The 11,667-nt window shown below is 70.2% G+C and carries 9 protein-coding genes and 1 pseudogene; 2 read left to right on the top strand and 8 right to left on the bottom strand.

Features of this window, described 5'->3' with window-relative positions:
* The first annotated feature begins 164 nt into the window (after positions 1-164).
* On the top strand, positions 165-605 hold the full coding sequence (locus ACH01S_RS38320; protein WP_246236416.1) for an HGxxPAAW family protein: 441 nt from the start codon (positions 165-167) through the stop codon (positions 603-605).
* A gap of 323 nt (positions 606-928) precedes the next feature.
* Here ACH01S_RS38320 and ACH01S_RS42950 read toward each other — a convergent pair.
* The 8 genes and pseudogenes from ACH01S_RS42950 to mtrA all read right to left on the bottom strand — a co-directional run.
* Positions 929-1,870: pseudogene (locus ACH01S_RS42950) on the bottom strand (winged helix-turn-helix domain-containing protein); the annotation flags it as partial.
* A gap of 56 nt (positions 1,871-1,926) precedes the next feature.
* Entirely contained in the window at positions 1,927-2,106 is a 180-nt protein-coding gene (locus tag ACH01S_RS46400) for a hypothetical protein (RefSeq protein ID WP_246236565.1), read from the bottom strand.
* 464 nt (positions 2,107-2,570) lie between these two features.
* Positions 2,571-3,221 (bottom strand): response regulator, encoded by a 651-nt coding sequence (locus ACH01S_RS38310; protein WP_425458274.1) that lies wholly within the window; start codon positions 3,219-3,221, stop codon positions 2,571-2,573.
* Between the two features lie 492 nt (positions 3,222-3,713).
* Complete coding sequence (hpf, locus tag ACH01S_RS38305) at positions 3,714-4,367, bottom strand: ribosome hibernation-promoting factor, HPF/YfiA family (protein WP_067904244.1); 654 nt, start codon at positions 4,365-4,367, stop codon at positions 3,714-3,716.
* Between the two features lie 803 nt (positions 4,368-5,170).
* Complete coding sequence (locus tag ACH01S_RS38300) at positions 5,171-5,977, bottom strand: ComF family protein (RefSeq protein WP_067904313.1); 807 nt, start codon at positions 5,975-5,977, stop codon at positions 5,171-5,173.
* A gap of 86 nt (positions 5,978-6,063) precedes the next feature.
* Positions 6,064-7,842, bottom strand: a complete 1,779-nt coding sequence (locus tag ACH01S_RS38295) for an LpqB family beta-propeller domain-containing protein (protein ID WP_067904242.1) — start codon at positions 7,840-7,842, stop codon at positions 6,064-6,066.
* Positions 7,842-9,467, bottom strand: coding sequence for an MtrAB system histidine kinase MtrB (gene mtrB / locus ACH01S_RS38290; RefSeq protein ID WP_067904309.1), 1,626 nt, complete (start codon positions 9,465-9,467; stop codon positions 7,842-7,844). The genes ACH01S_RS38295 and mtrB overlap by 1 nt, the downstream gene beginning before the upstream one ends.
* Positions 9,468-9,492: 25 nt before the next feature.
* Complete coding sequence (gene mtrA, locus ACH01S_RS38285; RefSeq protein WP_067453668.1) at positions 9,493-10,170, bottom strand: MtrAB system response regulator MtrA; 678 nt, start codon at positions 10,168-10,170, stop codon at positions 9,493-9,495.
* A 436-nt stretch (positions 10,171-10,606) separates the two neighbouring features.
* Between mtrA and ACH01S_RS38280 the strand changes: the two genes are divergently transcribed.
* The coding region (locus ACH01S_RS38280) for a hypothetical protein (protein WP_157406356.1) at positions 10,607-11,667 on the top strand (1,061 nt) is incomplete at its 3' end.

The raw sequence follows: 11,667 nt of genomic DNA, 5'->3' as shown, positions 1-11,667 counted from the left end.
ATCGTGGTTCACCGCTCCAGGCGGCGCGCACACCACACGTACGATGCCCATCGTAGGCGAGACCCAGAATGGTCTAGGTCACTCCACAGCGCAATCCACAACGGCCCCCGTTTGACATTCCGGGTGCCGGAGAGGATCCCCAACAGCAGTCGGAGGGAGGCGCTGTGTCCGAAGAATCGCAGTCAGGAGAGCCGCGCACGGCCGGAGGGGACGGCTCCGGCGGATCTCAGAAATCGCCGGACGCGCGGTCGTCGCACGGTTCGCACGCGACCCACGAGCCGCACGGCTCGCACGCGGGCGCGCTGAAGTCGTGGTTCGCCGTGGCCGTCATCTTCGCCGGGTTCGTCGTCGGCGGCGTCGCGCTGTGCCTCGGCCCCCAGTGGATCATGTTCTGGGTGGGCGTCGGCGTGGTCGTGCTGGGCATGGTCATCAGCGCTTTCGTCCACCTGTTCGCCGACGTGGTGGTGGACGCGCCCCGCGTCATCCCGGAGATCGTCGACTACTCGCTGTTCGGCAGGCGGACGGCGAAGCGGCGCGGCGGGGTGCAGGGCGAGGCGTTGGACCGTCCCATCGCGACCGATCCCCAGCACACCCCGCACGGCTGACGTTCCGAACGAAGATCAGAATTCCCCGGAATTGGAGCATCTCTTTCGTCGCATAACAACAAGCCCGAAACCAGCCCCATTCCCAAGGCCCCCAAGCCGCCCCGGGAACGTCACTCCAAGCAATCACCCCTACGCCAAAGCGTCACCAACGCCCCACCCAACACCCCGACACCCCGACACCCACCCCAGCCACACCAAACCAACGGCACCAGCCCCAGCGACCAAGCAAACACAACAAGCCGAGGCGTGCGTGGCCGGTCCGGGGCGCTCGCGACGGGCCGTGCTGGAGGGGTTCGTCGTTTCGGTGGCTCGGGGAGGGTGGGTCAGGACGGGGTGGCGTTCTTCAGGGCGGAGTCGAGGACGTCCCGCGGCAGATCGGACCGTTCGACGCGGACGTCGTCGCAGCCGACCCAGGAGGCGGCCCGCCACAGCGCCGTGGCGAGGGCCGCGGCGGACGACTCCGTCCGCGACGGCGTGCTGGTCGCCCGGTCCTCCATGGAAACCTGCCGGGCGATGAGGGTGCGGCCCTCCCTGGCGGGGTCGACACGTCCGAGCAGACGGCCCCCGGCCAGGAGCGGCATCGCGAAATAGCCGTGGACGCGCTTCGCCTTCGGGACATACGCCTCAAGGCGGTGGTCGAACCCGAACACGCGGGACGTGCGGGCCCTGTCCCAGACGAGCGAGTCGAACGGTGACAGCAGCGTGGTGGCGTGCCTGCCGCGCAGGCCCGGCAGTTCGGCCAGCGCGTCGGGGTCGGCCCAGGCCCGCTGCGTCCAGCCCGCGACCTTGACCGGCACCAGTCCGGTCGCCTCGACGACCCGCTCCACCTGGTCCTGCTTGAGCCGGTAGTAGTCGGCGAGATCGGCCTTGGTTCCGACGCCGAGGGCCCGCCCGGCGCGGGCGACGAGCGCGGTCAGGCACGCGTCGTCGTCGAGTTCTTGCGCGAGCAGCTCCGCCGGGACGGCCCGCTCCGCCAGGTCGTACACCCGCCGCCAGCCGACGCGCTGGACGCAGACGACCTCGCCGATGTCCAGCAGCCACTCGATGCCGATCTTGTGGTCGCTCCAGTCCCACCATTCGGCGCTCGCCTTGGCCCCGCCGAGCTCCTTGGTGGTGAGCGGACCGTCCGCCCTCAACCGGGCACGGATCTCGTCACAGACCCCTTCGGGCACTTTGTGCCAACGCCACCCCCGCTGTATGTACGCCCGTCGACGAAATGCGAACAATGGCCAGTCGCCCAACGGCAGCAACGAAGCCGCATGCGCCCAATACTCAAACGTCCCGAACCCACCGCCGCCGACACGCTCGCCCTTGGCCGCGCCTACACCCCGTCCACCAGAAGACCCCGAAACAGCGCCACCACCGAGTCCACTTTGGACGGCAGCACCCGCCACCAAAGGCGCGACACCAACACGCCCATCCGAAGCAGACGCACCCCCGCCCCCTGCCAGAGCGCCAGCACCAGCACCTCCGCCAGGGGTGGCGGCGTCAGCGCGTCCACCAAGAGCGGGCGCAGTTGCACCCTCCGCCGAGGCGGCGGCACCCGCGCCTCCCGCCGGGGCGGCGGCGTCGGCGTGTCCGCCCGGGGTGGCGGCGCGCCCGTCCAAAGCGGGCGCGCCAGCGTGTCCGGGCGGGGTGGGGGTGGGGGGTTGGGTGGGTGGGGTTGTGGTGCCTGGGGGGTGGCCGTTGCCCCAGTAGGCGGCTTCTATCGTGCCTCGGCCGATTGGGCCCAGGCGGGCGTAGGGGACGAGTTCGTGGGAGCGGGCGAGGACGGAGATCGTGTCGAGCTGGACGGCGCCCAGCCGTTCCAGCATCGCCGGGACGCCGCCCTTCGAGCGCGCGCCGATGAAACCCTGGGCACGCAGCTGGAGCCGTCGTGCCTCGTCCGCGGTGAGCTCTGCCTCGATCACGTGGGCGATGCTACGACACGACACCGACAAAAGCGGATTGCCGGTCGCGACGGACTCAGGTGATCTCCAGCAGCTTCTCCCGGACGGCGTACACCACGGCCTCCATCCGGGAGTGGAGCTGCAGCTTCTCCAGGATGTTGCGGACGTGGTTCTTCACCGTGTTCTCGGAGATGAACAGCTCCCGGGCGATCTCCCGGTTGCCGAGGCCGCGCGCGACGAGCCGCAGCACCTCCATCTCGCGCTCGGTGAGGCGCGGCGCGGGGACCTGCTGCGTCCGCTCCTCGCTGCGCTTCGCCAGCGCGGCGAACTCGGTGATGAGCTTGGACGCCATGGACGGGCTGATCAGCGACTGCCCGCCGTGCACCGCGCGGACCGCCTGCGGCACCTCGTCGATCGAGATCTCCTTGAGCAGGTAGCCGCTGGCCCCGGCCTTGATCGCCTCGAAGAGGTCCTCCTCCTCGTCGCTGATCGTCAGCATGACGATCTTGGCGCTGGGCGCCGCGTCCTTGATCGCGGTGCACGCCTCGATGCCGCTGCGGCGGGGCATCCTGATGTCCATCAGGACGACGTCGGGCAGCAGGTCGCCGGCCATCTCGACCGCCTCGTGCCCGTCGCCGCCCTCGCCGATGACCTCGATGTCGCTCTCCGCCTGCAGGACCATCTCCAGCCCGCGGCGGAACAGCGCGTGGTCGTCGACGATGAGCACGCGGATCGGGTCGGCGGGCTGGGCCGCCTCAGGGCCGGCGGGGGTTGCGCCGGCCTGACGGGGTACCGCCGCGGCGTCGCGAGCCTCGGGATTCTCGCTCACCAGAGTCGCGGCGTGGAGAAGACGCCGCTTCCCCCCTTCAATCTTCAATATTCAGCATTCAGCGATCTGCGACCACCGGAGGGTTGGCTGCTCTCCGACGGTGTCGTTCTGGGGAACCTACGGGTTCCGGGGACGGACCCGGGGGATTTCGGGCCGGGGTGTCCTCCGGTGAACTGCTGTGCGTCCCGGGAGGTTCCCGGGGTGGCCGCCGCGGGTCCGGGGACCCGGCGGGACCGCCGCCGCGGCGCGGGGCCGGGCCGGCTCCGGGACGGCCGAGTGGCGCTCGGCGCCGCACCGGACCCTCCCCCGGACCACCGCGTCCGCGGTTCGGCTGGTACGCCTTTTCAGATCATGGCATGGTTCGGACGGTGACGTGACGCGAGTGCCGCATCACTCTTCGACGAGCCTGATGACCCCGTAGTCCCAGCCTCGTCTGCGGTACACGACGGACGGGTGACCGGTGGCCTTGTCGCGGTACAGGTAGAAGTCGTGACCGACGAGCTCCATCTCGAACAGTGCCTGCTCGATGCCCATCGGTTCGGCCTTGTGGAACTTCTCGCGGACGACGACGGGGCCGTCGCCGTCCATGGGGATCGGGACGAGGTTCTCGTCCGGCGAGACCTTCACGGCCTCGGGTTCGTCCCTGGCGGGCGGGGCGGGCCGCGTGACGGGCTCCGGGGGTTCGGGGAGCGCCTCCGGGAGCGGCTCCATGGTCGCGAGCTTGGCACGTCCCTTCCCGCCGTGCCCCTTGCGCCGTTCGGAGTCGCGGCGCAGGCGTGACTCCAGCTTGTCGAGCGCGAGGTCGAGGGCGCCGTACCGGTCGTCGGCGGCGGCCTCGGCCCGGATCACCGGGCCGCGGGAGCGGATCGTCAGCTCCACCCTTTCGCGCTGGTCGGCGAGCCGTGGGTTGCGCTCCTCGGACACCTCCACATCCACGCGGATGACCTTCTGGTTGAGCCGCTCGATCTTGGCCAGTTTGTTGTCGACATGCCGACGGAACCTGTCGTTGACATCGGTGTGCCGGCCCCTAACGGTGATGTTCACGCGGGGACCCCCCTTCTCCCGGTTGTGTTCCGGCCGACCGGGGATCTCCTGTCCGCCCCCGGACGGCACCACAGGACGGTGGGTCGCACCCGCCCGGCCGACCTGGTCTTCGTCCCCACATCCGCCTGCTGAAGGCCTCGCGGCGCTTTCGCCACTACTGCCCTTCTCCCTATGCGGGGGATGTCGGATCCCCCGCCGGGGCAGGACTTACCTCTAAGGCGCACCGTGATCGGTCGACGAGAAGTCGCCTTACGTGGGCCGTTTCGCCTGCGCCTGGCATCGGCTAGCCGGACCGGCTGACGCGCTCCTGACGAGCGCTGCGATCCAACGCAACCACGGACCCGGGCGGGTGCCATGTCAGGAACGCTAACCCCTTACGCCACGAATGTCAGGGGGGTGGACGGAGGAAAAACTCACGGACCGTCATCGGAGACTGTCGCATCGGGTACCCCGCCCCGGTTCAAGCACCCCACCGATCGCCGCGAGCCCCCAAGGACGCGCCTGTCGCACCCCCTCCGCCCTCGCAGGTCAGACGAGCCTCTCCCTCCGGCGAGTTTGAGAAATCTCCGCTGCCCCGCCATCAAGACGTGCCCCATACACCGGCCTTGCGTCCCCCAAATCGCCGACTACGGAAGGTAGCTACCTGCCCGCACTTCTCCCCAACGTGAAGAAAGTCACCAACCACCCCCAAGGCCCGGAACGCCCCAACCCATCCCGTCACACCGCCGCCTACACCACCCCCAATTCACAAAGCCCCCCTTCGAACCATCGAAAGCGACAGCCCCACCGCCACGCCCCGGGTGCTAGCGCTGTCTGTGGCGGCGCGGGGTGGTGGCGATCGTGGCGGCGGCTGACGGGTCCGCTCCGGCGTTGCGGAGGGCGCGGGCCGCCTCCGCGAGGGAGGCGCCTGTGGTCATCACGTCGTCCACCAGGACGATGCGGTGGCCGGTGAGGTCCGTGGCCGGCGTCACTTCCAGGGCTCCTTTCAGGTTGGCGATTCGTTGCGTGGCCGTGAGCCCGGCCTGATCGGCCACGCGGCCGCGTTGCCGTAGGGCGGGGACGGCGGTCACCGGCAGGCCCTCCGCGCGCAGGCGCCGAACCGCGACGGCGACCGCTCCCCGCAAGGGGTCGTGCCCGCGTCGACGCACCGCCCCGCGCGCCGACGGCACCCAGACGACGGCCACCGGCTGGTCGGGCGCCCGAACGGCCCGCGCCGGTCTCCGGTCGGACGCCCGCGCGGTACGGGCCCCTTCCGTGGGGGTGGGGAGGGTGGCTGTCGTTGGACGGGTTGTGGCAAGGCCCGCCTTGGGCGACGGGGTGAAAGGCGCGGGGTTCAGGGCGGCTCGGATGGCGGTGGCCAGGGCCTCGCCTAAGGGGACGGCTAAGGCCGTGCGGCCGTGTTCCTTGTAGGCGGACAGGATCGCGCGGAGAGGGCCCTCGTAGGCGGCGACGGCCCACGGAGGCGGCAGGCCGTCCGGGGCCGTCCTGGCGGGTCTGGCGGGGGCGAGCAGCGGCGCCCCGCACCTCTCGCACAGCAGGACGGGGGCCGCGCCGCAGCCGGCGCAGCGGTCGGGGAGCAGCAGCTCGATCAGGTCGGCGAAGAAGCTCATGGCCTCGACGATGCCGCCCCCGAGGCGCCCGGAGCCCAAGATCCGCGAGTTGTGGATAACTTCGCCGGCGGCGCGTCGGCGGCGCGTCAGCGGGGGTAGCTCGGGTCCTTGGCCGCGGTGGGGCAGATCCAGGGGCTGTAGGAGTTGCTCGGGGCGCGCTGGCGGCAGACCTGGTCCCTGCCGGACGAGCGTGTGCCGATGAGGATCGGGGCACCGGGCGCGGCGGCGATCGTGCGGGGCTCGCCCAGGGAGCCGACCCCCAGGGACGTGATGGCGCTACCGCTGATCGGCATCAGGAACGGCAGTGTTTGCGAGTCGCGCTTGGCACGCCCCAAGACGGCGAGGGTGTTGTAGTCACGCCAGGCGAGGTCGACCGCGTCCTGGAGTTCGGAACTCACCGGCAGGAACGAGCCGACGTCGAGGGAACCGTCCGGAGCGTGGGCGATGCGGCCTAGCTGCACCTGGGGACGGCCGTCGATCCGCGCGATGACGGCTGCGCGGACACCGTCGCGGGCGACGCGGAAGGCCAGCACCTCACGTCCGCCCAGGCCCCAGTGGGCGGCTCGCACGGCTGGACGGCCGCGCGGGCGTACCCACAGCCAGGATTCGTCCCGCCGGGTCTCCACGACCCACAGGGTGCCGTCGTTGCTCCAGGACGGAGCGGTGAAATGAGCCCCGTTCTGCGCGGTCAGCAGGACGCGCGGGGCGGGCGCTCCAGTGACGGGGGCCGCGACGTAGACCTGGCGGGCCGTGGCGCTGAGCCCGGCGAACTCCTGGTAGTCGGGGGCGATGGAGGGACGGGAGAGACGACCGCCGGAGCCCGTCACGATGGGCTGCGCACGGTCGCCCTGCAACGTGCCCAGGTACCCGGACGGGCCCACCACGTAGGCGTTCTGGTGGGTTTCGCCGTGCGGCACCTGCCCGTCAGGGGAGTTGCCCTCCCATGCGTGCACGGGCTGCGTGGCTTCCATGTCCTGGGCGATGACGGTCTCACCGTCGATCTGGAGCCGCCACCGTTTGATCTCCGAGAGCTGCCGCATCGTCCAGCTGAGTTGCGCGGACATCCGTTCGATGTTGCCCGCGTGGGCCTCTCCGGAGAGATCGACCGTGGCGACGTCCTTCTCGATGTGGACGCCATGGCGCAGCCGCGTGCGAGGCGGGAAGGCGGTACGGACGGCACCGTTCAACCAGGACGTGGGCCCCGCCAGCAACGCCTGGACGAGCTGCGTAGGCAGCGTCTGCCTGTTGACCACCGGCAGGAAGATTCCGTTGGGGACGAGGGTCTGCTGATCGGGAGCGAAGAAGAACAGGTTGACGGTGCGCATGGCGCGCTCGACGTCGTCCTTGGAGAGGAGCAGCCCGCCCTTGTCGTCGCCCGGCATCCCGGTGATGCGCCATACGCCCTGCTGGGTCTTGGCCAACTGGAACGTGGTGTCGAGCCTCTTCGGGGACGCGGTGTACTGCCCGTCGGACGTGATCGTGCCCAGTTCGTCGCCGCTGACCCTGACCGTCGCCTGGTCACCGGCCGTCTTGACCACCTGCGGGGCGATGACGCGGCTGGACAGGACGGTCACGAACGGGCGCAGGCCCGGGTTCCAGGACGTCTGCGGGCTGAGGTACGTCTTCGCGACGTGGTGGTTGTCGTCGAAGCTGGCGGACGCGGCGAGGAACCCGGAGACGATCTGGGCCGGTCCCCACTCCGGGCGCGGTTTCACCGGGATCAGCCGCACGTACGGGTCGTCGACGCGTTCCGCGCGTTCCGCGGGCCTGCCGGTCACGACCTGGCCCCCGCTCGGGACCGTCGCGCACCCCGCGCCGCCGAGCACGAAGAGCCCTCCCGCGAGAAGACACGTGCCCCGCTTCATCACTCCCCGGCCTCCAGCTCCGCGTACAGCGGACGGGCGTCACCGGCCCCAGGAGGGACGAGCGGAAGCGGCGAGCCCCTGAGTTCGGCCCCGGCCACGCGAGGCAGCGAGAGGCGGAACTGGGAGCCCGCGCCGGGCTCTCCCCACGCCTGCAGCCATCCGCCGTGCAGCTGCGCGTCCTCCCGGGAGATCGACAGGCCGAGGCCGGTGCCGCCGGTGGTGCGGGCGCGCGCGGGGTCCGCGCGCCAGAACCGGTCGAACACCATCTGCCCCTCTCCCGGTTTGAGCCCGACGCCGTGGTCGCGGACGGCCACCGCGACGGCGTCGCGGTCGGCGGCCACGGAAACGACGATGTCCTCGCCCTCGCCGTGCTCCACGGCGTTGACGAGCAGGTTGCGCAGGATGCGTTCGACCCTGCGCCGATCCACCTCGGCCATGCAAGGCTCGCCGGGCAGTTGCAGGACGACCTTGCTGCCCTTGCGCTCGGCCAGGCCCTGGATGTCCCCGACCACGCGCAGGACGAGGTCGCGCATGTCCAGGGACTCGGCGTCGAGCGTCGCCGCCCCCGCGTCGTGCCTGCTGATCTCCAACAGGTCGGCCAAGAGGGACTCGAACCGCTCCAACTGGCTCTGGAGCAGTTCCGCGGAGCGTCCGACCGCGGGATCGTCGAAGGTGTCGCGGTTCTCGTAGAGCATGTCCGCCGCGATCCTGATGGTGGTCAGGGGCGTGCGTAGTTCGTGGGACACGTCCGAGACGAACTGGCGCTGCACCTGCGACAGGTCTTCCAGTTCCCCGATCTTCTCTTGCAGGTTCGCGGCCATGTCGTTGAACGAACGGGCGAGACGGGCCAGGTCGTCCTCTCCGCGGACCCTCATGCGCTCTTCGAGGCGTCCGGCGGCGAGCCGCTGCGCCCCTTGCGCGGCCAGCCGCACCGGTAGGACGACCTGTCTCGTCACCAGCGCCGCGATCGCCGCCAAGAGCAGCACCAGGACGACGCCCACCCCGGCCAGGGACCGCCCCACGTTGGTCAGCGTCCGCTGTTCCTCTTCCAGGGGGAACAGGTAGTAGAGCTCGAATTGGCCGGTCTTGCCGCCCACGATGAGGCCGCGCTCGGACGGACGGTCGCCGACATAGGAGAGCTTTCCGTAGGTGTAGGCGCTCGCACCCGCCGGAGCGTTCTTCAACTCTTCCCGGAGCCGTCGCGGGACGCTCTCTTCCCGCAGCTCATTGGTCGTATACCCGTCGAAGTACTGTTCCGTGGTGTCGCGGATATAGACCTCGTACAGACCGGACGGCCCGCTACGGGACTTCAACCTGTCGATGGTCGCGTTGAGCATGCTGCCGTCCCCGGGCGAGTTGCCCAGGTCGCGCTGTACCTGCGCCAGACCGTCGTCCAGTTGGAGGCGTGCGGCCTTGACCTTCCCGTCCATCAGGGCGGACGACACCTGCTGCATGAGGAACGCGCCCAGGATCGCCACCACGATCGCGGAGATGAACAGCGTCGAGGTGACGATGCGCACCTGGATCGAGCGGCGCCACCGCGTGTACCCGGTCCGGACGGCGCTGCGCAGGGCGCGGTGGACGGCGCCGAGCCCACGCCGGACGGACCGCTTCGCCCTCGCCATGCCGCCGTTCATGGGTGGTCCGGCGTCAGGCCGGCCCCGCCTTGTAGCCGACACCGCGGACGGTGACGACGATCTCGGGGCGCTCCGGGTCCTTCTCGATCTTGGCGCGGAGGCGCTGCACGTGGACGTTCACCAGGCGGGTGTCGGCGGCGTGCCGGTAACCCCAGACCTGCTCCAAGAGGACTTCACGGGTGAACACCTGGCGGGGCTTGCGGGCGAGGGCCACCAGGAGGTCGAACTCCAGCGGCGTCAGCGGGATGTGCTTGTCTCCGCGCTTCACGGAGTGTCCGGCGACGTCGATGGTGATGTCGCCTATCTGCAGGGTCTCGGGGGCGGGCTCGTCGGTGCGGCGCAGGCGCGCGCGCACACGCGCCACCAGCTCCTTGGGCTTGAACGGCTTGACGATGTAGTCGTCGGCGCCCGACTCCAGGCCGAGGACGACGTCCACCGTGTCGCTCTTGGCGGTCAGCATGACGATCGGCACGCCGGACTCTGCGCGGATCTGGCGGCACACGTCGATCCCGTCCGCCCCCGGCAGCATCAGGTCGAGCAGCACGAGGTCGGGCCGGGTCTCCCGGAACGCCTCAAGCGCCTTGTCGCCATCGTGCACGAAGGAGGGCTCGAAACCCTCACCCCTCAGCACGATGCCGAGCATCTCGGCGAGCGCGAGGTCGTCGTCGACGACCAGTACACGTCCTCTCATGGCCCTCATCGTCGCAAAGTCGGGGTTCGGTGGAGTGAGCACGTTTCAGCTCCGCCATGGCTGGCGGGCGCCGGCGCGCGGTGCGGCGGACGGTACGTCCTCGGAGGCGCGATGGCTCGGCCCCACCTCGCCAGGGAGAGATATGCCTTGGCGTGCAAGGTTACCCGCGTTTGTGTCGTACATGGCTCTCCCAGGATGGTGGGCGCACGGAATTGTAGGGGGTGCTCCCGAAACCCGCGCGGGATGGGACAAGATCGGCATGAACCGGACGTCCCTCGGGGCCCGTGGCGTCCCGGAACGTTATCCACAGGTTGGTAGACGGCAAACCCGGCACCTCGCCCGTGACAGGATGACGTGACCGGCGAGGGCGCCGGGGCCCGCGGGGGCCCAGGGGGACGCGCCGGCAGACCCCCGCCACACACCGCAGGGAGCCGAGATGCCGGGACCGGACGGCTGGGACGACGACATGGACGCCGATGGCGTGCAGGGCGTCCCGTTCCGTCCCATGTCCATGTCCGAGATGCTGGACGGTGCCATCGCCGGGATCCGGCGGCGTCCGCGCACGTCCCTGGGCCTGGCGGCGGCGATCAGCACGGTCATCCAGGTGGCGAGCTCCGTCGCCGCCTACTTCTTCATCGGGGACGAGGCCCGCGACGAGGTCACCCCGGACGTGCTGCTGGAGTCGCTGGGCGCGCAGCTCACCCTTACTGTGATGAGCCTTGTCCTGTCCGCCTACGGGATTCTGCTCCTTTCGGGAATGCTCGCACCGCTCCTTGGCCGTGAGCTCGTGGGGATGCCGATCGCGCCCAGGCAGGTATGGCGAGACACCAAGCCCCGCTTGATCCGCCTGATCGTCACGGCCGCCGCCGTCATAGGCATCTCGTTGGGCGCGCTGGTGTTGCCCGTCGTCCCGTTCACCCTGCTCGTGATGGGCGGGGCGCATCCGGCGCTGGACGTGCTCGCGGGCGTGCTCGGTTTCCCCATCGGCATCGGGCTGATGGTGTGGCTCTACCTGTTGTTCGTCCAGGCCGTCCCGGCGGTCGTCCTCGAACGGCAGACGGTGACGGGCGCGCTGCGCCGGGCCGTCGCGCTGTCCAAGGGGCGCTGGTTCCGCACGTTCGGGACGCTGCTGCTCGCCATGCTCATCACCGTGTTCATGGGCTTCTTCGCACTGCGGATCCCGTTCCTCGTCGTCCAACTGATCTTTTTCGGCGACTCCTCTGGCAGCGACGCGACGATGGGCGCTCTCGCGGTCGACACGGTGGGCCGCATCGTCAGTTGGTCGGTGGTGCTCCCCTTCGACGCCGGTGTGATCGCCCTCCTCTACATGGACAGGCGCATGCGCCGTGAGGGCTTCGACCTCGACCTGCGTACCAGGGGACGTTCCGCCTCCGCCATCGCGAGAGAGTCCGTCGCGAGAGATCAGAACGGCTCCGCGCCCGTAGGCGGCGACCAGGGCGCCACCCACCAAGGCACCACCGGCCAAGGCACCACCGG

Source organism: Actinomadura chibensis NBRC 106107, assembly GCF_001552135.1.
Classification (GTDB): domain Bacteria; phylum Actinomycetota; class Actinomycetes; order Streptosporangiales; family Streptosporangiaceae; genus Spirillospora; species Spirillospora chibensis.
This window is presented reverse-complemented; position numbering and strand designations above follow the sequence as displayed.

Coding starts and splice junctions, on each gene's coding strand:
- mtrA (WP_067453668.1), bottom strand. CDS start 10,170: ATGAGAGGACGTGTACTGGTCGTCGACGACGACCTCGCGCTCGCCGAG.
- ACH01S_RS38295 (WP_067904242.1), bottom strand. CDS start 7,842: ATGAAGCGGGGCACGTGTCTTCTCGCGGGAGGGCTCTTCGTGCTCGGC.
- ACH01S_RS38300 (WP_067904313.1), bottom strand. CDS start 5,977: ATGAGCTTCTTCGCCGACCTGATCGAGCTGCTGCTCCCCGACCGCTGC.
- mtrB (WP_067904309.1), bottom strand. CDS start 9,467: ATGGCGAGGGCGAAGCGGTCCGTCCGGCGTGGGCTCGGCGCCGTCCAC.